This is a genomic window from Hymenobacter plasmatis (genome assembly GCF_020711255.1).
Classification (GTDB): Bacteria; Bacteroidota; Bacteroidia; order Cytophagales; family Hymenobacteraceae; genus Hymenobacter.
Map to the genome: position 1 here is coordinate 1 of NZ_JAJFAW010000012.1, position 21366 is coordinate 21366.

14 protein-coding genes are annotated in these 21366 nt (G+C 59.1%); 6 read left to right on the top strand and 8 right to left on the bottom strand.

Going from position 1 to position 21366, the window contains the following annotated elements:
- Positions 1–59: 59 nt before the first annotated feature.
- The 4 genes from LJ738_RS10315 to LJ738_RS10330 form a co-directional block, all read right to left on the bottom strand.
- Positions 60–311 (bottom strand): GIY-YIG nuclease family protein, encoded by a 252-nt coding sequence (locus LJ738_RS10315; RefSeq protein ID WP_227786239.1) that lies wholly within the window; start codon positions 309–311, stop codon positions 60–62.
- 90 nt (positions 312–401) lie between these two features.
- Positions 402–2267: a M1 family metallopeptidase gene (locus LJ738_RS10320; protein WP_227786240.1), complete on the bottom strand. Its 1866-nt coding sequence runs from the start codon at positions 2265–2267 to the stop codon at positions 402–404.
- Positions 2268–2493: 226 nt separating this feature from the next.
- Positions 2494–3702, bottom strand: a complete 1209-nt coding sequence (locus LJ738_RS10325; RefSeq protein ID WP_227786241.1) for a Smr/MutS family protein — start codon at positions 3700–3702, stop codon at positions 2494–2496.
- A 133-nt stretch (positions 3703–3835) separates the two neighbouring features.
- Entirely contained in the window at positions 3836–4759 is a 924-nt protein-coding gene (locus tag LJ738_RS10330; protein ID WP_227786242.1) for a DUF2279 domain-containing protein, read from the bottom strand.
- A 213-nt stretch (positions 4760–4972) separates the two neighbouring features.
- Between LJ738_RS10330 and LJ738_RS10335 the strand changes: the two genes are divergently transcribed.
- Positions 4973–7837 (top strand): alpha-amylase family glycosyl hydrolase, encoded by a 2865-nt coding sequence (locus LJ738_RS10335; protein WP_227786243.1) that lies wholly within the window; start codon positions 4973–4975, stop codon positions 7835–7837.
- A 147-nt stretch (positions 7838–7984) separates the two neighbouring features.
- Here the strand turns inward: LJ738_RS10335 and LJ738_RS10340 are convergent, their stop codons facing one another.
- Positions 7985–8830: an N-acetylglucosamine kinase gene (locus LJ738_RS10340; RefSeq protein ID WP_227786244.1), complete on the bottom strand. Its 846-nt coding sequence runs from the start codon at positions 8828–8830 to the stop codon at positions 7985–7987.
- Positions 8831–9082: 252 nt separating this feature from the next.
- Between LJ738_RS10340 and LJ738_RS10345 the strand changes: the two genes are divergently transcribed.
- Positions 9083–10177, top strand: coding sequence for a T9SS type A sorting domain-containing protein (locus tag LJ738_RS10345; protein ID WP_227786245.1), 1095 nt, complete (start codon positions 9083–9085; stop codon positions 10175–10177).
- A gap of 423 nt (positions 10178–10600) precedes the next feature.
- On the opposite strand, the gene LJ738_RS10350 is transcribed toward LJ738_RS10345, so the two are convergent.
- The 3 genes from LJ738_RS10350 to LJ738_RS10360 all read right to left on the bottom strand — a co-directional run bounded on the left by LJ738_RS10350 (position 10601) and on the right by LJ738_RS10360 (position 16249).
- Positions 10601–11371, bottom strand: a complete 771-nt coding sequence (locus tag LJ738_RS10350; protein ID WP_227786246.1) for a SusE domain-containing protein — start codon at positions 11369–11371, stop codon at positions 10601–10603.
- A gap of 192 nt (positions 11372–11563) precedes the next feature.
- Positions 11564–13213, bottom strand: coding sequence for a RagB/SusD family nutrient uptake outer membrane protein (locus tag LJ738_RS10355; protein ID WP_227786247.1), 1650 nt, complete (start codon positions 13211–13213; stop codon positions 11564–11566).
- Positions 13214–13225: 12 nt separating this feature from the next.
- Entirely contained in the window at positions 13226–16249 is a 3024-nt protein-coding gene (locus tag LJ738_RS10360) for a SusC/RagA family TonB-linked outer membrane protein (protein WP_227786248.1), read from the bottom strand.
- Positions 16250–16949: 700 nt separating this feature from the next.
- Between LJ738_RS10360 and LJ738_RS10365 the strand changes: the two genes are divergently transcribed.
- The 4 genes from LJ738_RS10365 to LJ738_RS10380 all read left to right on the top strand — a co-directional run bounded on the left by LJ738_RS10365 (position 16950) and on the right by LJ738_RS10380 (position 21362).
- Positions 16950–17249, top strand: coding sequence for a hypothetical protein (locus LJ738_RS10365; RefSeq protein WP_227786249.1), 300 nt, complete (start codon positions 16950–16952; stop codon positions 17247–17249).
- A gap of 235 nt (positions 17250–17484) precedes the next feature.
- Complete coding sequence (locus LJ738_RS10370; RefSeq protein ID WP_227786250.1) at positions 17485–18177, top strand: hypothetical protein; 693 nt, start codon at positions 17485–17487, stop codon at positions 18175–18177.
- Positions 18178–18191: 14 nt separating this feature from the next.
- Positions 18192–19418 carry an alpha/beta hydrolase gene (locus tag LJ738_RS10375; RefSeq protein ID WP_227786251.1) on the top strand — a complete coding sequence of 409 codons (1227 nt, stop codon included), beginning with the start codon at positions 18192–18194 and terminating at the stop codon, positions 19416–19418.
- Positions 19419–19937: 519 nt separating this feature from the next.
- A complete protein-coding gene (locus LJ738_RS10380; RefSeq protein WP_227786252.1) occupies positions 19938–21362 on the top strand; it encodes an anthranilate synthase component I family protein in 1425 nt (474 codons plus the stop codon).
- The last annotated feature ends 4 nt before the right edge of the window (positions 21363–21366 follow it).

The window sequence follows — 21366 nt, forward strand, 5'->3', positions numbered from 1 at the left end:
TCCGGATTACCAACCCGGCCTGTAAAGCGCAGGCCGGATTATCACCCCCACCTGTATAGCTATAGCCGGACGAGACACAACGCTTCTTTCTTTGCTCGGGTCCATCCTTTGAGTTGCTTCTCGCGAGCTATGGTTTGAATCGCATCAGGGCAGTGTTCGAAATAGACAAGGAAGTTTGTTTGGTACTTGCTGGTGAAACGACTACTATTTCCTAGCCCGGCTGAGTGTTCCGCAAGACGGCGTTTTAGATTATTACTAACTCCGATGTACAACACCGCGCGGGTGATATTGGTCAGAATATAGACGTGCATTGCTTAAGAACTGGCAACGAAGCGGGCGAGATGCTTCGACAAGCTCAGCATGACGACCGGTTGAGGTAGGTGCTTTTATTGAGCTAAATTCTACTTCCCTTCCCACACATTATCCTTCGGAAAACTATCCGGCACGAGCGTGCTGCCCAGCGTCACACGCTTCACGGGCTGCTTTGAGGCTACGGGCACGGTGACGGACGTAGCGCCCGTTTCCCAGACGCTGATGGTGCGGTGGAGCTTCTGGGTGGAGTTGTCTGCGAAGGTCACGGTTAAATCTACGGGCACGGGCTTGCTGCCTTTGGCTTGCACCACGATGTCGTAGCCGGGCGTGGTTTTGTTTACGCCAGCGATGGCCAGGTCGGGGTAGCCGCTGTCGAAAAACCAGCGCTGCCAGAACCAGTTGAGGTTGCGGCCCGCGCCAGCGTTCATGCTGTTGAAGAAGTCGTAGGGCATGGGGTGCTTGCCGTTCCAATTGCGCACGTAGGTGTGCAGCGCTTTGGTAAAAAGCTCGTCGCCGAGCAGGTCCTTCACGTAGAGGTAGCCCATGCCGGGCTTGGGGTAAGAGTTGAGGAAGAACGGAATGCCGCTCTGCTGCGTGCTGAGCGTGACAATGGGTTGGTCGTTTTCGGTGGCAGCGTAGGTAGCGTAGCGGGCCACGCCGTAGTCGTCGTCCAGCTTGGGGTCGATAATCGACGACAGCAGCCACTCGCCGATGGTAGCCCAACCCTCGTCCATCCACCCGTACTTGGTTTCGTTGATGCCCATGTAGAAGGGGAACATCGTGTGGAAGATTTCGTGGTCGGTTAGCTCAATGGCGTCTTCGCGGGTGGCGGTGGGGTTGTCGTTCACCATCATGGGGTACTCCATCTGGTCGAGGCCGTCGAACACCGTTTCGTGGGCGTAGGGGAAGGGCCACTTCGGAAAGGTGTAGCTCATGGCCTCCACTGTCTTGCGGCTGAAGTCGATAACTTCTTCGTAATCCTTGTGCTTGGGATTGTACACGGCATCGACGCGGGTGCGGCGCTTGGTGGCGGGGTCTACCACCAGGCTGGTGGCTTGCCACACGTAGTGGTCGCTGGTCGCAAACACGAAATCCGTGACGTTGCGGGCCTCGAAGCGCCAGGTGTTCTGGGCATTGGGCGCGGTGATGTCGCGGCGCTTTGCATCGTCGGCCGTGATGATGGCGGCTACGGCATCCTTGCTCTCGGCGTCCTGCAGGCGTTGGGCGTACTTCTTGGTGAGGACTTGGGCGGCGTTTTGGAGGTCGCCAGTGGCCCATACCACGAAGTCTTTGGGCACCGTAACGGCGGCTTTGAAATTGCAGAAGTCGTTGTAAAACTCCTGGTCGCCGGTGTAGGCCAGCTTGTTCCAGCCGTCGATATCGTCGTACACGGCCACGCGGGGAAAGAAGTAGGCCACGAATGCGGCCCCTGGCTCAACTTCGCCGGTGCGCTGGTGCGAGCCTTTGTTGAGGGTGTAGGAGTAAGTGGCTTTCACCGTGGCCACTTTACGGGCACCGACGGCGCGGCGCAGGGGCACAGCCAAGTTGGTGTTTTCAACGGCCAGCTTTTTCACATCGAACACCTCGCCGTTGATGGTGAGGGCCGAAATGGTGATGCCTTCGCCCACGTCTTCGAGCTTGAAGCCCCGCGTGCGGGGCGCGCCTTTCTGATAGATGTTGGGGTAGAGCTTGAACCAGAGCTGCCGCAGCGAATCGGGGCTGTTGTTCTGGTAGCTGATGGCCACCGTGCCCGCCACGCGCCGGGTAACGGGGTTGAACGTGACGTTGAGGTCGTAGTCGGCGGTGTTTTGCCAGTAGGCGGGGCCAGGCAGGCCGGTTTCGGCGCGGGTGCCTTTGGTGTAGGTGGCTTGCAGGTTGCGCGGTACGGGGAGTGGCTGTTGGGCCAGGGCCGCGAAGGTGAGAAGGAAAGAAGCGAACAGTAAGGGTAAGCGCATGGAAAGGGCAAAAGGCCGGGTAAGAAATGTAGTAAAACAGAACGTCATGCCAAATGGACCATCAATGCCGCACCGTCTGTCATGCTGACGAAGGAAGCATCTTATCAGGGTCGAACGAGTCGTTCCGCGGTGATAAGTTGCTTCCTTCGTCAGCATGACAAACGGCGCGAGCGAGATACTCCGCTCAGTATGACGTTATAAAAGGTGCAGGCAGACCTGTAAAAAGCTACTTCAGCCGCACCAGCGTGGCGCCGAAGCCGAACTTCTCCTTGCGGGCGTCCTCAAAGAACTTGATGTCTTTGTTCCGGCTCAACTGGCGGTGAATTTCCTTGCGCAGCACTCCGTTGCCCATGCCGTGGATGAACACGATTTCGTGCATGTTGGTGGCCAGCGCGCGGCTCAGCGCATCCTCAAAAGCATCGAGCTGAATGCGCAGAATGGCGGTGTTCGACAGCTCTTCTTTGTGGTTGGGTCGCAGGGCTTCCAGGTGCAGGTCGAACTCGTGGGGCGGGGCTACTACCGGGCCGGTGGGGGCTGGCGCCGCGGCCGCTACCACGGCAGCGGGCTTGGCGGGCGCATCGCCGGTGAGTTGGGCTTTCAGGGCGGCGGCATCTACGCCGGCAGGTTTGGCCGGGGCGGGCGCCGGGGCAGCGGGTGCTTCCTGCGTGAGCTGCTCGGGGGCAATGGCCGCGGCAGGTTTTTCATCCAGCTGGAAGAGGTAGGCCTCCTTGCCGATAATAGGCGCGGGCCGGTTGCTCGAGTAGAAGGTGCTGGCTTTGAAGGCCTGGCGCTTGGTGAGCAGCTCGTAGGCGGCTTCGCCGTTGAGGCGGTGGGGCAGCAGCTGAAAAATAACGGCCGGCCAGGTCTCAAAATCCTTCATGTGCAGGAAGGAGAGGGGCTTGGTCGTGGATTTGGGGCCGAGCTTGTCGGCGGCCAGGGCGCGGTAGGGGCGGGTGCTGGTTTCCTCGCCGTAGGTGTAGAGCACCTCGGCTTCGGTGTTGTTGATGAGCGTGACGCCCAGCAGCTCGGGCGACTGGTGCACCAGCGCCAGAAACACGCCTTTGGCCGCCGGGGCCTGCTTGGCGCCCGGGGCGGGCGTGTTGATTTTGGCCACTCCGGCGCCGCTGGAGGCCACGGCGGCTAGTGCCTCGGCCAGCGAGGGCTGAGCGGGGCGGGCCGCTACGGGCTTGGCGGCGCTTTTGTCTTTTTTGCTGGCGTTGGCATTCTTGCCCGGCACCTGGCCCACGCGGTAATCGGGGGCGGTCCGGTCAAAGTTGTTGCCTTCTTCCTGGGCCACTACTACTACCTCGCGGCGTAGCACGGGAATGGTAAAATCGTTGTCGATGGCTACTTCCACCAGTTCGCTGTCGAGCAGGCGGGTTACAATTCCTTCTTCGGTGCCGGTGAGCAGGCGCACTCTATCTCCTACGTTCATAATATCACTGATTTACGCTGGCTGGGGCTGTTGCTATGAAGCAAGAAACAGCGGCCGGGGCCAGTCGGGTTCTTCAAAAGTACGGTTAGAAGGGGTGGAACGGGTTTGCCAACGGATTTCGGCGAATGCTTCCTTACAGGTAGAGTCCGTGAAATTGAAAACCGTTGCGTCCGTTGTATTCCAGGGCGGGGGCGGGCAGATGGAAAATGCTGAGGGTGTAGAACACCCGCTTAAGCAGCACGCTGCGGGTGGGTATACGGCGCAAATCCACATCGAGCGACAAATACAGCTGGCGGTAGGGGCGCAGGCCCGCGGCGGCGTTGGTGCCGTCGTCGTTGTACACCATGTCTTCGCCGCCGTAGCCCACGGCCGGCTGCAGCCAGCGCGGCCAGCGGTTGCCGGGCTTCAGGAAGGCGCCCACGTCGGTGCAGAGCCAGTAGGTTTGGCCGTTGTAGTCCTTCAGCCAGCGCTCGGGCACGGTGCGGCCCAGCACGTTGGGCCGCTGCTGGGCGTAGCCGGTGAGGTGAAACGACCACTTCGGCATGATGCGGATGTCGTGCCAGGCCAACTGTTGGGCCAGCAGGGCCGAGGAGCCCAGGAAATTGGCGGCCAGGTCGGTTGCCGAGGCGCCGTAGGCCGGGTCGCGGCCGTCGAGCAGCTCCAGCGGGCTCTGGATGGCAAAACCCACAAATGAGCCGTACCAGATGGCTTTTTTCTCGCTCAGGCCAGCCCAACGCAGCATGTCGATGGCGCCGCGGCTTTCCTGGAAAGAGCCCCAGAAGTGGCCGGCCTTGTCGAGCTGCTGCCACTCGGGCAGGTCATTGAACCAATGCATCGGCACCCGCTCGCCGGTGTACCAGGAGGTAGTGAGGCCGGTGTAAATGACGCTGTAGCCCACGGCGGAGCCGCCTACCAGCAGGCGTAGGCGGCGCTTGCGCTGCGCCGCGGCATCTGCGGCGGCCTGCGACGGCCCAAGCAACGGCGCCGCGGCCGGTATGCTGTCGGATTGAGGGATAATCTGGGCATTTGCCTTCCCTGGCGCAGCTAGCAAAAGCACAGCCACTAATCCAGCTAAATACCACAACCGCAATGGAACCAGAAAGCGAAGAAAAGGCGTCATGCGGCAACAATAGAGGGCAAAGGTACGGCGGGCCTGTCGGGCAGGGTGCGGCGCCGCCGTATCTTGCCAGTCAATTCACCGTAGAGCTTGCACGTACTCCCGCGCACGCAGACCTTCCTCCAGTTTTCCTATCCCACCAACCATTATCTAATGCAAACATTTCGACGCTTAACAACCCTGCTGTTGGTACTGCTGGCCTGGACAGCCCAGGCCCAAGTGGTAACGAACCAGCCGGTTTTCTTTTCGGAAACCACCCCGGTTACCATTAATTTCGACGCCAGCCAAGGCAACTCCGCCCTTAAGGATTTCACCGGCGACGTCTACATCTGGACCGGCACGGTGACCAACCTGAGCACGTCTAACACCAACTGGCGCAACGTGAAAAGCCCCAGCTTCTCAGTGGCCGACCCGGCCGCCCTGATGACCCGGGACGCCACCAACCCCAACCTCTACCACATCACCTTCACGCCCCGCACGTTTTACCCAGTGCCCGCCAACGAAACCATCCTGCGGTTGGGCATGATTTTCAAAAACGCCAGCGGCTCCATTGTGGGCCGGGCCACCAACGGCGGCGATATTTTCGTGGACGTGACCGCGGCCGGCCTGTCGGCCCGCATCACCAGCCCAACTACCGGCGCGGGCGGCACCCCGCTGTTTGTCAACCTCAACGACCAGCTCACCATCACGGGCACCGCTTCGGCAGCCGCTACCCTGACCTTTAGCCTCAACGGCACCCAGGTAGCCCAACAAGCCAACGCTACCACGCTTTCCACCACCGTTACGGCTTCGCAAGCGGGCCGCAGCGTGGTGAAGTTTAAGGCCGATAATGGCAGCGCCCAGGCCACCGACTCACTGGTGTTTGTGGTGCGCCCCCCGGTAGTTACGGCGGCTTTGCCCGCCGGGGCCAAGGACGGCATTACGTACCTGGCCGGCGGCACTTCGGTTATTCTCAACCTGACGGCCCCAAACAAGCAGTTTGCCTACGCCATTGGCGAGTTCAACAACTGGCAGCCCGACAACAGCAGCTACATGAAGCGCACGCCCGACGGCAACCGCTGGTGGGTGCAAATCGACGGCCTGACCCCCGGCCGCGAATACGCCTACCAGTACCTCGTGGACGGCACCCTGCGCGTAGCCGACCCGTATTCGGAGAAGATACTGGACCCGAACGACGACCAGTACATTCCGGCCGCAACCTACCCCAATCTGAAGCCTTACCCGGTGGGCAAGACCTCGGGCATCGTGTCGGTGCTGCAGTCCAACCAGGCGCCTTATGTGTGGAGCACCACCAACTTCCAGCGCCCCAGCCGCGCCGACCTCGTGATTTACGAGCTGCACCTGCGCGACTTCCTAGCCCGCCACGACTACCAGACCCTGCGCGATACGCTCAACTATATCAAGCGCCTGGGCATCAACGCCATTGAGCTGATGCCCATCAACGAGTTCGACGGCAACGACAACTGGGGCTACAGCCCCGACTTCTACTTTGCGCCCGACAAATATTACGGCACCAAGGAGGCCCTGAAGCAGTTCATCGACGAAGCCCACCGCCGCGGCATCGCCGTGATTCTCGACATGGTGCTCAACCATTCCACCGGCCAGAGCCCCATGGTGCAGCTGTACGAGAGCGGCGGCAAGCCCGCCCTCGACAACCCCTGGTTCAACCGCGACGCCACGCACCCCTACAACGTGTACAACGACATGAACCACGAGAGCCCGTTCACGCGGTATTTCTCGAAGCAGGTGATGTCGTTCTGGCTGCAGGAATATAAGGTAGACGGCTACCGTTTTGACCTGGCTGGCGGCTTTTCGCAGAAAATTACCACCACCAGCACCTATCCCAACTACGACCAGTCGCGCATCGACATCTGGAAGGATTACTACCAGCACATGGTAAGCGTCGACCCCACGCTGTACCCGATTCTGGAGCACTTCCCCGACAATAGCGAAGGCAAGGCCCTGTCCGACGTCGGCTTCATGTTGTGGGGCAATGCCAACCCTGAATATAACGAAGCCACCATGGGCTACCTCACCCGCTCCAACTTCAGCTACGGTTACTACGGCAGTACTGCCCAAGGCGGCCGCGGCTGGAACCAGCCCAACCTGATTACCTACATGGAAAGCCACGACGAGGAGCGCCTGATGTACAAAAACCTCACCTTCGGCAACTCTTCGGGCACCTACACCACCCGCGACCTGAACACCGCCCTGGCCCGCCAGGAGCTTGCCGCCGCGTTCTTCTTCACGGTGCCCGGCCCCAAAATGGTGTGGCAGTTTGGCGAGTTGGGCTACGACAAGTCCATCTTCATGTGCTCGAACGGTACCGTGCCCACGCCTTACCCCAACGACCAGTGCAAGCTCAGCGCCAAGCCCGCCGTGTGGCCCTACTACCAGGACCCCAACCGCCGCAAGCTCTACGACGTGTACCGCAGCCTGATTGCGCTCAAGAAAAAGGAGCCGGTGTTTGAAACGCCCACTTCCTACACCCAAAGCCTGGCCGGCGCCGCCAAATCCATACACCTTTCTGACGCCACGGTGAGCGTGACCGTTATCGGCAACTTCGACGTGACTGCTACCACCATTGACCCTGCTTTCCAGAGCACCGGCAAGTGGTACAACTACCTGAGCGGCGACAGCATCACGGTATCCAATGTGAATGCGCCCATCAGCCTGCAGCCCGGCGACTACGCTGTGTACACCAGCCGTCGCATCAAGCGCAGCACCTTGCTGGCCACCCGCCCCGGCCAAGAAACGGCCAATGCCTTCCACCTGACCGCCGCCCCGAACCCCGCCAGCGGCACTACCACCGTGCAGTACGAACTGCTAACCGGCGCGCCCGTGCAGCTCACGGTGCGTAACGTGCTGGGCCAAAACGTACTGACCCTGCCCGTCGTTCGCGAAGCAGCCGGCGCTCACACCCGCGAACTGCCGCTCGGCAAGCTTGCCCCGGGCGTATACATCGTGCAGCTACGGGCCGACAGCCGCCAGCAAATGCTGCGCCTGGTAGTCAACTAGCTCAATTTAGCTGCCTCGGACAGCAAAAAGGCCCGCCGTGTAGTACGGCGGGCCTTTTTTGTAAAGTAAGCAACCAAGCTTTTTATCTCAATAATCCGTGTGTCAACTTGGGTTACTGCTGTTCGCTAGGGGCGCCAGAAGCGGTGCCTATTCGTGCTCGTGGTAAGTCACCAAATCATCGATGGGCGAGCGGATAATCTTGCCGACTTCCATGCCGTGGCCGCGTGCCACCTGCGTCAGGACGTCGCGGAAGTTGTAGCCCACCGAGCCCACGCAGTTAAAAGTGTAGTCCTGGTAGCGGGGGTAGTGCAGCACCAGGTTCTGGAAGAACGTCTCGAAGCCTTCGAGCACGATTTCGCGGCAGTAGCTCACGTTGTTGTGGTCGTAGGCAAACTTGGCGAAATTGGCCAGGTAGCGGTTGGGCAGGGGCTGGTTGTAGAGCCGGTCGAGGATGTCGTTGCGGGTGCCCAGGGAGTACGTCTCGCGGAAAACCTCCTGCAGGCCATCGGGGAGCAACCCGCGCAGGTAGTCGCGCAGCAGGCGCTTGCCAAAGAACGACCCCGAGCCTTCATCGCCCAGGAAATACCCGAGCGAATCCACGTTGTAGGTGATTTTCTGGCCATCGTACAGGCAAGAGTTGGTGCCGGTGCCCAGAATGGCGGCAAAGCCGGGCTTGCGGCCCAGCAGCGCGCGGGCTGCGGCCAGCAGGTCTTCCGTCACCGTGGCCTTGGCCTGGGGAAACAGCTGGCGCAGCGCGGCCGCAATCACTTCGGCCTTGAGCGCCGACGACACGCCGGCGCCGTAGAAGTGCACTTCCGTCACCTTGTCGCGCTGGAGCGTATCGGGCAGGTTCTGGGAAAGTGAAGCGGCAATGCCGGCCGTATCTATAAAGTCGGGGTTGTACCCTTCGGTATTGAAGTAAATGCGGTTTTTGGTATCATCGAGCAGGCACCAGCTGCACTTGGTTGAGCCGCCGTCGGCAATCAGAATCATAAGCTATAGTTACGAGTGGGACAGTGAGGCGAAAGTAAGGACGAGTTACGAAACCGGAAGAAGGGTGGTGCGTATTGACTAAGCCTAAGCGAAAAACTTTAGGCACAATTGAGCCACGCCAAACCCCTGGAGCAGTCAAACAATTCTCTTGGTTGGCACTTTATCAAAGCTGCATACGGCATTACCAACTCTTGTTGTACTTTGCACGCAAACAATAGCTTTTTTTCACACCACATTTTAACCCAACAACAAATGAAAAAAGTATTTACTCTTGTCGCCGCCGGAGCCTTGACCGTTGCGGGTCTGAGCGCCCAGGCGCAAATCACGCTGGATGGCAAAGTGACCGCCGCCGAAATTGCTACTACTCCCACCACCAACAAGTACCAGCTGGTAAGCACCTACGCTGGCACCCACTCCATCGCCGATAGAGGCCTGAAAAGCTTGTACATGGCCACCTCCGCTACCAAGCTGTATATCGCGGTAGTGGGTGCTTTCCTGCAGGACAATACCTACCCAGCTGTGGTTATGTACCTGAACGTGCCCGGCAAAACCGGCGTACCCGCTGGCACCAAGCTCGCCGGCGGCGCCGCCGGCGACAGCCCCCTGAAGATTAAGCCCACGATGGATTTTGAAGTGGACTACGGCGTTCGGGTAAACTTCGACAAGACGCCCGCCAACGGGGGCTACTTCAGTTTCGCCGACTATTCCGGCGGCAACGTAACCGGCGGTGTGCCCGATACCTATCAGGGCAATGTAAAAGAGGGAACTGCCGGTCTCATTACCGCTACGGCCACTACTGGCCCGTTGCTGGGTGCCCGCGTTGCTTATACCAACGCAACCGGGCTTGCGGCCAATACCGACAACTCGGCAATTGAATTTGAGTTCGACCTCGCCGCTCTGGGCCTCACGGCCAACAGCAAGGTGGACCTGTTCGTAGCTTACACCAACGACGGCGGCGTATTCACGACCGATACTTTCCCTCCCATTGCTGGCCAAACCACTGCATTGGCTCCCGACCAGGACTTTACTCTTATCCCTGGCAAGCAATTCCTGACCTACCAGGTAGGTGCTGGCGTGCTGGCTAGCCGCAGCGAAGTGGCCAACTCCCTCCGCTTTGGTGTGTACCCCAACCCCGGCTCGGCCGTAGCCGTGAGCTACACCGTTCCCCAAGGCAAGCAGGCAGTCGCTCTGAGTGTATATGATGCTACTGGCAAGCAAGTGCGGAGCATGAATGAAGCCCAAACGGGCACCCAGTCCTACAAGCTTGGTAGCCTGAGTGCCGGCATCTACGTTGTCAAGCTGAACATTGGCGGCGAGCAGACCAGCAGCAAAATTGTTATTGAGTAGTCTCCTCATTAAATAAGGAAAAAGCCCCCGTCGCTTGAGCGACGGGGGCTTTTTTGTGTTCCTTTGGGCTTCATAAACAGATACGCTTGCTCTTACAAGCCCCGCTGGGCAGTTTGCTTGAGTTAACAAACAATCTATTTAGCTCAATGACGGGTGAGGGAAGTTAGTCCACTTTGCTTTAGCTAAACTTGAGCCTTCTCTAATAGGCCCAACCAAAAGTCAGTGCTGCTTAGCCGCAGGTTCATTTGCGCAGGCAGGCAAGTGATAGGCAACCTTACAGGGGTTGCTTAACTGCCTGGTACCACAACAAAAAAGCCCTGGCGAATCTCGCCAGGGCTTTTTTGTGTCAGTAACAACTTGCTTGGCTTTTATTCCAACAACGTATTTTCGCCATGTGGAGGAATGAGAAGCGGCTTGTTCTCACTAGTTGATAGAATACTTCATGTTATTCAAATCCAACTTAATGGTGTAGGTGCCAGCTTTTGTAACGGTGATGTTGCTGCCGTCTTTTACGATAGTACCGCCCGTGCTGGAGCTGCTGCCATAGTTCAACGTCCAGGCGTTGTCGGCGCGGAATTTGAATTCGCCTGCATTCATCTGACGCGTAACATCGAAGGTTTTGGTGGTGCAGTTATAAGTCAACGGAACATCGGTGTTCCAGTCCACGCCCGCCGGGCCGATGATGGACCACGTGTTCGAGCCAGCCGGAGGCAGGCATACCGTGTAAGCCGTAGCCGTAAGCGGCACGGCATTGGAAACGAAGCTGTGAGCATCAGTGCCTGCTACTGCGGCCACGCGCGCATAGACGGGGGTAGCCGTGCCAGCAGTCACGCCCAGTGTAGTCAGTGCCGTGTTCAGCTCGCCCACGGTTACGGCTTTGGTGGTACCCGTACCGCCGTCGATTACGACCGGATAGCCGAACCCATCAGCCGTTTTGGATAGCTGCAGCTGGTAGGTAACGGCCGGGGTCTTGGTGTAAGCTGTGCCGCTCAGCGTCAGTTGTACGGGCGTCCAAGTGTAGGTGAGAGCGGTTTGAGTGCTGTTGGCCTGGGACAGCACCACCGAGTTGGTAGAGGCCGTCAGAGTTGGCGTAGCGGAAGGGGTGGCCGTCACCTTGTCGCCGTCCTTTTCACAGGATGCCAACGTTGCTACGGCAAACGCCATAGCGGCGACTTTAGTAAGCAAATTTTTCATGATTGTTTATTGATTGGAATGGGGTTACACAATCTGGATATACTCTCAACCGCAACACTTTGGACTTAGTAAAAGTGTCGCTTTCAAAAGCCTGAAGTGGGCTGGGTCGAAAGGCGGGCCATTTTGCAAACGAAGGGAATAAAGCTAAGGAGCTGAACTAATATACATCAGCTCAACTCCTTGCTTAACAGATTAGTAACCCGGGTTTTGTTTCAAGTTCGGGTTGGCGGTGAGGTCAGCAGCCGGGAGGGGGAACAACCGGTACTTAACGTCAACAGCCTTGCCGCCGGCAACGCCGCCTTTCCAGGGCCACAGGTACGTAGCGTCGGTGAACTTGCCGTAACGGATAAGGTCCGTGCGGCGGGTGCCTTCCCAGTGCAGCTCGCGAGCACGCTCGTCGAGGATGAAGTCGGTGGTCATCTGAGCATCGCTGATGTCCGCCACCGCGCTGGCGGTGGCGATGGGCAGGCCGAAGGCACGACGACGAATCTGGTTTACGTAGCCCAGTGCCGTGGCGCGGTCACCATTGCCGCGGGTAGCCGCCTCGGCGTAAATGAGCATCATGTCGGCCAAACGCAGCATGGGGAAGTCAACGCTGGAGAAGTTGCCCGGACCACCCTGAGGAGTCCCGGTCGAGGTAACGTTGCGGTACTTCAGCACGCCAAGGCCTTGGGTGAATTGGCTGAGGTCGTTGATGGCCAGCGTCTGGCCTTTGGTGTAGAAACGGCCGCGGCGGTCGCGAGCGGTGTCGCCACCGGCCAGGAAGAACTTATCGAACAGGGCGCTGGTCGTGCGCACACCGCCCCAGCCCGTGGTCTGGCCCACAAGGCGCTGCCATGCAGCGTCGGCACCGCTGGTAGAGCCGTTCACGAGGAACGTGGTGCCCCCGTAGCTCTGCACGCTGTTGGCGTCAAAAATAACGGGCCAAATGATTTCATTTTTGGCCGGGGCCAAGTTGTTGTCGGCCAAAAACAGGCGGCCGTAGGCTGAAGCCACGGGAGTAGCCGGCGTGGTGTTCAGCGTATAGCCCGCGTCAATTACAGCCTTGGCTTCGGCGGCGGCTTTGGCGTACTGGGGAGTGCCGGTGTAAACCCCGGCGTTCAGGTAAAGGCGGGCCAGCATGCCGTGCGCGGCTGCCTGGTCTACGCGGCCGTACTCGTTGGTGCGGGGCGCGGCCATGTCTTTGGTCAAGGCCAGCAGCTCGCTTTCCACGAAGCTATACAGCTCCTGGCGGGTGGCGTACTTGGGCAGCGGGCCGCCCACGGGGTCATTTTCCGTCACGAAGGGGCCGTTGCCAAACAGGTCGATAACGTGCGAGTAAGCCACGGCACGCAGGAACCGCGCCTCGGCCCGGAACAGCTTGCCCTGCTCCAACTCGCCTCCGCCCAGGCGGCTGCTGAGCTTGTCGTCGGTGGCTTCGCGGAGAAACTCGTTGCAAATGGCAATTTCGTAGTAGAGACGGCTGTAGAAGCCCCGGGTCAGCGGGTCGCTGGCGTCCCAGTTCATCTTGTGCCATTCCTGCACGCCCGGGTCGTTCCAGGCAATGACGGCTTCGTCGGTGGTCAGCTCCTGGGCACTCCACCACTGGCGGATGTAGTCCGAAGTACCGGCGTCGATGCCCGAGATATCGCCCGAGCCGGGGCCCGAGGAACCGGTGAGCGCAAAGCCGCCGTAGAGCTTGGCAAGCACCTGCTTGTAACCCGTCAGGCCAGTGTACACCTTGTCGGGCGTGAGCTCGTACTTCGGCGTCTGGTCCAGGTCTTTGGTGCAAGACGTGCTGAGGCTAACCAGGGCCGTGCTCAGCGTGAGGGCCGTGAGCCCCCGGGATAATACTTGTTTCATGAGAGGTGGGAATTAGATGCCGAGCGCGAGGCCGAGGGTGAAGGTGCGGGCACGCGGGTAAAAGTTGGTGTCGATGCCGCCGAATACTTCGGGGTCAACCCCTTTGTACTTGGTGATGAGGAAGGCATTCTGCACGTTGGCCGTTACGCGGAGCGACGAAGCGCCGAGCACCTTGCCCACGTTGTAGCCCAACGAGATGTTTTCGCAGCGCAGGAACGAAGCATTTTGCACGTAATAGTCCGAGAACAGCTGCTGGCGGGTAAAGCCCGTGTTCTGAACGTCGGGGCTCAGGTTACTTACGAAAAGAGTGGAGCCTTGGGCGTTGGCATAGTTGCCAAAGTTTGCAGCGTTAGCATTGTACACGTAGTTGCCGAGGTTGCTGCGCAGGGTAAACGCCATGAACAGCTTCTTGTACGTTACGTTCGAGCTGAAACCCAGCGTCACGAGGGGAGCGGGCTGCTTGTAGAACGTGTAGTCGGCGTCGTTGATGATGCCGTCGCCATTCTTATCTACGTACAGGCCTTCCACTGGGCGGCCATTTGCACCGTACACCTGCTGTGCGGTGAAGAAGGAATTGATGGGGTGGCCCACCGCCTGAATCTGGATGGTGTTGCCGGTACCGCCGCCAATGCCACCAACCTTGTAGCCCTGGAAGTTTTCGGCTTGCTGGCCCAGGTCGGTGATTTTGTTTTCGTTGTAGGCGCCGTTCAGGTTCACATCCCAGTTCAGGTCTTCGCTGCGCAGGATGCCGTAGTTCAGGCCTACTTCGATGCCGCGGTTACGCAAGGAGCCAATGTTGGCATCGAGCTGGTTGGTGAGGTTGGAGCCGGCCGAGAAGTTCACGCGGGCCAGCAGGTCGCTGGCCGTGCGCTGGTACACGTCGACGGTAGCCGTGAGGCGGTTGTCGAGGAAGCCCAGGTCCAAACCGGCGTTGTAGGTGTTGGTGGTTTCCCAGGTCAGCACGGCGTTGTAGCCTTGGGGGCTGTAGCTTGGCACGGTGCCGCCAGTGTTGCCCAGCGGGTACGTGGTCGAGGCACCGCTCAAGATGTAGCGCGGCTGCGTGTCATAGTACCCATTGCCGAGGTCCTGCTGGCCGGTGCGGCCGTAGCCGGCGCGCAGCTTCAGCTCAGAAAACAGGTTGTTGTCTTTCAGGAAATCCTCGTTCTTAACACGCCAGGCCAGGCCCAGTGCCGGGAACCAGCCACTACGGTAGCCCTCACGGAAACGCGAGGTCCGGTCATTGCGGAGGGTGGCGGTCACCAAGTACTTGTCCTTCACGTTCATCGTGGCGCGGCCGAAATACGACAGCATCACGAGCTTGCCATAGTAGCGGGGCAGGAGCAGGGTATCAGCCTTGTTGACTTTGGTGGTGCGGTCGAAACGGTAGTCCAGGAAGTTGGGACCCTGGTACTGGAATGTCTGGTAGGCGTAGCCGCCCTGCACGTCAACCTTGGTGCCGCCGAGCTGTTTGCCGTAGGCCAAGTAGGCTTCGAGCAAATGCATGTCCTTGTCTTGGGCGTACTGGGTGTACTTGCCGTTCAGGCCAGCGTTGGTAGCAGCGGCTGCGGCGCTGTTGTAGTTGCCGAAGTCGATGGGCTGAATAACGTTGCTGCCGCGTCCGCGCGAGGCGTCGAGGCCCAGGTTGAGGTTGGCGCGCAGGCCATCAATGCCGTGCACTTTGTAGTCCAGCTGCACGTTGCCGATGAGGCGCTTCACCGTGCTGGTGTTGTTGGAGTTGTTGAGAGCAGCTACCGGGTTGCCGGGAGCGTTGCCCAGCGGCTGGCCCACCGAGTTGGTGAACTGGTAGTAACCGCCATAGCGCGAAAAGCGCCCTTCGCTCGAGGTAATTGGCTGCGTGGGGTCATACAGCGCAGCGTTGGCCACGGTGCCGTAGTCCACGAAGCGGTTGTCGACCATCGTGCCTTTGGCATTGATGTCGATGCGCAGGTGGTTGTCGAGCAGGGTGGGCGTCAGGCTTACCGAGCCCGAGTTACGCTTCAGGTTGTTGGTGATGACGATGCCTTCCTGGTAGAGGTTGCCGTACGACACGCGGAAAGGCACTTTGGCCACGCTGCCAGTGAGGCTAACGGTGTTGTCGTAGGTACCAGCCGTGCGGAAAATTTCGTTCTGCCAGTTGGTATTGGCCGTGCCCAGCGTAGCATACTGGGAGGGCGCGCCATTTTGTTGAATCAGGCTGCGGAACTGGTCAGCGCTCAGCGGCTCGTAGCGGCGCGCCACAGTCGAAACGCCAACCTGCGAATTCAGCTCAACGTGCAGCTTATCGCCCTGCAGACCGCGCTTGGTGGTGATAAGGATAACACCGCCAGAAGCCCGGTTGCCGTAAATAGCAGTAGCCGAGGCGTCTTTCAACACCGTGAAGGTCTCGATGTCGTTGGGGTTAATCAGCGAGAGCGGGTTAGAAGCACCGCTGATACCTTCCTTGTCTACCGGCACGCCGTCAATTACATACAGCGGGTCGCTGTTGGCGTTGAGCGAGGAGTTGCCGCGGATGCGGATGGTGGTGCCAGTGCCCGGGGCACCGCCGGTCGTGGTGATGGCAACACCGGCCACCTTGCCCTGAATCAGCTGCTCGGGGTTGGTTACCTGGCCCTGTACAAACTGCTTGGAGTCAACCGTAGCCACGGCGCCGGTCACGTCCTGGCGGCGCTGGGTGCCATAACCTACTACCACGGCTTCAGAAAGCTGGGTGGCATTTTCAGTCATCTTGGCCGAAATCTCGGAATTGGCGCCGGCAGTCACCGTCACTGGCAGGCGGACAGCATTGTAGCCTACAAACGAAATAACCACGGTGTGGGGACCCGCTGGTACGTTCTGAATGCTGTAAGTGCCGTCGACAGCCGACGAGCTGCCCAGGGAAGTCCCTTCGATAAGCACGGTTGCACCCGGAATGCCTTCGTTCTTACTGTCGGTAACCCGGCCGCTTACGGAGCCGGTTTGGGCAAAGGCTCCCGAAGGGAATCCAAAGCCCGCGAACAATAGCAGAAACAATAGTTTCGCTAGATAATGGTGTTTCATAGGAAACGGTAATTTGGTGAAAAATGTGAGTGGTGGGAAAATGTAAAAAAGTTTTCTGAAAGAGGGCGCAAGTTACCCTATAAATGGCATTATAGCAGCTTGTAGGTGGCTTTTTCAAGCTGCTATTTCCTAGCTACATAGAGAGGTGGAAGTTAGCTCTGGGCCATTAATCGGTGGCCGAATTGATGGGTATAATTTACGCATTTTTCACTGAATAAAATGTTTGTAACTAGTGAGTTAAGGTGATTAATGGAACTATTTTCCTTGCGGCTACCACCTGCAAACGATTAGGATTGCAAAGGTTTGGGGCTGCAGTTGGCGGGGCTCCACCGCAGGGAGGCGCGCATTTCAGCTCAATTTTTCTGCTTTCAGACTTCGCCCAAATCTTGATTAGGAGTACGGCGGCCTTCTCAGCGGAGAGTAGAACTCGCCCCAGCATCGGCTTTTTCGAGTGGGAGCAGGGGAGAAGGCAAGCGGCAGGAGCAAGGTGGCGACACCACACTTGAGCTGATGCCGAATGGGTGCCAGCGGCTCAAACGATAGTCCGGTAAGTGGCTGACCGATAGAGTGTCAGAAACGAGGGCAAGCGCTGTAGCTCAACTCTTTCCGGTAAAGCCCCGTTAAAGGCCAAGCTATATTGGCTTATCGCTGAAATCAGCTCAACTTTTCTACTTCAACGAACTTACCTGCACTTATGAAAATGAACAAGCTCCTTGTCTTAACCGCGTTGCTAGCCACCGGTGCGTATTCAGCTAGTGCTCAAACCAGCACTACCACCACCAAGCAAACCACAACCACCACGCCCGCACCTACTACTGTACCCGCTCCGGTGCAGGACGTAACCCCGCCAGCCACTACCGCTCCGGCAACGACGAACACCGTTGAGTCGACCACGACGACCGTGACTCCGGCTCCCACAGTAGCCCCCACGCAAACCGTGCCCGCCAACACCAAGGTGAAGGACAAGCCAAGAAAGACCAAAATCAAGCCCAAGCACTAATTAGGGGTTGCTTTTAATAGTTACAAAAGCCCGGCCGCAGCACACGCGGCCGGGCTTTTGTTGTGTTTGGGGCCGCTGAAACGGCACATTTCGGGTGGTCGCCGGCCCCTGGGTGCCAGGCCCTAACGCAGGAGCTAATGGTGCCTGCCGCAATGGTACTGCCGCATTGTGGGAGGCGGGCCAGCGGCCTTGCAAGGCCAATGTCTGCTCGTTACATTTGGCTTTTCCTTAGAAGATGAAAAAGCCCCATCTGCTGATTCTTTTACTGCTGGCCACCGGCATGACCACTGCCACGGCCCAGTCCCGTACCGGCGCGCGCAAGCCCTCTCCAAAGGAGAAAGGCAGTTCGACAAAAGGGGGAAGCAAACAGCTGCCCGCATACGGCCCAGTCACAGCCGAGCGGACCGGCGAAGGCCAAAGCGACGCTCCGCCCGTGTATGTCGGCAAGGTCAAGCTTGAGAAGCCCGTGCTGGTGTATTACGAGGAGGCGCCTCCGGGCAAGGCGGTGCAGCAGCTCATCATGGCCGAGGAACACCTGGGCCTGCTCAAAACCTTAGACCTCGAGCACCTGATGTCCCGTCGGGAAGTGTTTGTGGACGGCTTGGGCAACCTGGCCTTGCCCGGCAGCGACCTTGCCAAGTACCGCCTGCTGGGCACCAGCGCCGTGGCCGAAGATACCCGCCGCCCCGCCGGCGACGGGCGCAGCTTCTACTCGCGGCTCAAGGTGCCAGCATCGGGCATACTCTACGTAGTGCGCGAGTCGGCCGAAGAATACCGCCATTTTGTGAAAGGCCCCCAGAAGAAGGGCTCGTTCCTTGATTTTCAATCCAACGGCCTGCCGGGGGTCGACTCCGTGCGTGCCGTTTACACCCTGCGCAAGATGGATTCGGCCGAGCGCGGCGCAGGCAGCGGCGAAACCATCCGATAATAAACCAGCTATTTATGATTAGAAAAGCCCTGCTAACCAGCAGCCTTGTGCTTGGGTTGAGCCCTGTGTTTGCCCAAGCCATTCTGAAAATCACCAAGGTGCCGGCCACCACGCCGGCCAGCGATACGCTGTTCGTAGCCGGCTCCTTCAACAACTGGAACCCGCACAATCCGCGGTTTGCGCTGAAAAAGAATGCCGACGGTACGTATCAAATAAACCTGCCGCTGAGTGCGGGGCAGGCCGAATACAAGTTTACCCGCGGCAGCTGGGCCGCCGTGGAAGTAGACGACAAAAACCAGCAGATTGCCAATCGGAAAACGGATTTGAGTTCGGGCCGCGAATTCACGCACCAAATCCTGGCCTGGGACGACCAAAGCGGCGCGGCTGCCAAGCCCAAAGTGCATACGGCCACGCCCCGGGTGCACGTGCTGGCCAACTCCTTTGTAATCCCCCAGCTCGGCCGCCAGCGCCGTGTGTGGGTGTACCTGCCCGCCGACTACGCTCAGAAACCCTCTCAGCGCTACCCCGTGCTGTACATGCACGATGGCCAAAACGTATTCGACGATGCCACCAGCTTCGGCGGCGAGTGGGGCGTAGACGAGACCCTTGACAAGCTGCGCGCCGCTGGCCAGGACGCGACTGGTGCCATCGTAGTGGCCGTTGACAACGGCGACCAGTTTCGTTCCGACGAATACATTCCCTGGCCCAGCGCCGCCCTAAAAGACCAGCCCCACCAGGGTGGCCAGGGCGACCCTTACGTTGACTTTCTGGCTCAAACCCTAAAGCCGTATGTGGACTCCCATTACCGCACCCAGCCCGACGCAGCTCACACCGGCGTGGCAGGCTCCAGCTTGGGCGGCCTTATATCGGTGTATGCTGCCTTGAAGTACCCCAAAGTGTTCGGCGAGGTAGGCGTGTTTTCCCCAGCCTTCTGGGTATGCAACGACTCGCTCTTAGCCTATGCTAAAACCCACAAGGCTGCTTCCACGGCACGTTTTTACTTCGTGTGCGGCCCCAAAGAATCAGAAACCATGCTGCCGCTGATGAAGGCTTGGCGCGATGAACTGCGTGCCCAGGGAGTGCCTGCTGCCAACCTGGCTTTTTCTGCCCCGGCCGATGGCCAGCACCGCGAGTGGTTTTGGCGCCGGGAGTTTCCAGCCGCTTACAAGTTCATGTTTAGCCCAACTGTGAAGGCGAAAGGCTCAGTAGGAAAGGGTGTTTCTAAAAAGGCTGCCCGATAATCTATCACACAAATCAGGTGGGCCGTTGTGCCGAGCTGACCATTGTTAATTCATTGCTTCGTTGGACCCGACCTGTCATGCTGACGAAGGAAGCATCTTATCCCCGCTGCACGAAACGTTGTGAGGTGATAAGATGCTTCCTTCGTCAGCATGACAGCCTAGGCGGCTAAGTAAGCTCTGCCCAATTGCTGTAATGGGAGGTTGATAAATCAATGACAAATTAGAAAGATGATTACCAGACTCGCATTAAAATTCAATACGTATTGCTGGTATTTTAAGAAAGTGCCGTTATCTTTGCGTCGCGTTTCCAGGAAGCGCACTCCCAATATGACCTTACATCGTACTTCCCAGGCTTGGTGGTGGCAGCTCCGAAACATCGGACCGGACTGCCTGTGCGCCTAGTGAAGTCAACTTTGATTTTGCCTTTGACCACAAAAGCCCGGCCCACCAGCCGGGCTTTTTGCATTTTAAATCTCCCCTGAGGCACCCGATTCGCCTCGTTTGTTCCACATCGCTTCCGTGTCTTACCAACTCACCACCCGCCACCGCCGCCTGCTGGCCGACACCGTAACGCCGGTGGGCCTGTACCTGCGCCTGCGTGACCAGTATTCCAACTGCCTGCTGCTGGAAAGCGCCGACTACCACGGCCAGCAAAACGCCTTCAGCTACTTGGTGTGCGAGCCGTTGGGCACGTTTGAGCTGCGGCGCGGCGGCGAGCTGCGCCAGTCGTTTCCAGATGGGCGCGCTACTACCGAGCAATTGAGCCAGCCCCGCCAGGCCCTGGCTGAGCTGCGGGAGTTTGCGGCCGCATTTACCCCCGATGAAGCCGCTGCCAAGATGCCCTTCATCAGCACCGGGCTGTTTGGCTACATGGGGTACGAGGCCGTGCAGAGCTTCGAGGACGTCACGTTTGACGCAGACAAGGTGCCGGCCGGCGATGTGCCGCTCATCCGCTACGGCGTGTATCGCTACGTCATCGCCTTCAACCACTTCCGGCAGGAGCTGTACTTGTTTGAGCACGGCGTGGCCGGCCAACCAGCCGAAGCCGACGGCCTCAACCGCCTCGAAAACCTGGTGCGCAACCCCAGCGTGCCGGTGTTCAATTTTGCCACGGTGGGAGAGGAGGCCAGCAACCAAACCGATACCGAGTTTCTGGCGCGCCTGACGCAGGGGCAAGCACATTGCCTGCGCGGCGACGTATTTCAGATTGTGCTCTCTCGGCGGTTTCAGCAAGGTTTTTCCGGCGATGAGTTCAACGTGTACCGCGCGCTTCGTTCCATTAACCCTTCGCCGTACCTGTTCTACTTCGACTACGGCGACTACAAAATCTTCGGCTCCTCGCCCGAGGCCCAGGTGCTGGTGCAGGGCCGCGAAGCCAGTCTGTACCCCATTGCCGGAACGTACCGCCGCACCGGCGACGACGCTGCCGATGCCGCCGCTGCCCAGCGCCTGGCCGCCGACCCCAAGGAAAACGCCGAGCACGTAATGCTGGTGGACCTAGCCCGCAACGACCTGGCCCGCCACGGCAGCCAGGTGCAGGTGCGCACCCTACGCGAAATCCAGTTTTACTCGCACGTCATTCATTTGGTGAGCCACGTCACGGCTGAGCTGGACGAAGGCACCGACACCCTGCAAGTGGTGGCCGATACTTTCCCGGCCGGCACGCTCTCCGGCGCGCCCAAGCACCGGGCCCTGCAATTGATTGATGGCCTCGAGCCCACCGCCCGCGGCTACTACGGCGGCTGCATCGGCCACCTGGGCTTCGATGGCAATTTCAACCACGCCATCATGATTCGCTCGTTTTTGAGCACCGGCAACCAGCTTTATTTCCAGGCTGGTGCCGGCGTGGTAGCCGCCTCGAGTGTGCAGTCGGAACTAGAAGAGGTACATCACAAGTTGGGCGCGCTCCGGGCTGCTCTCCGCGCCGCCACCGACGTTCAATAGTAAT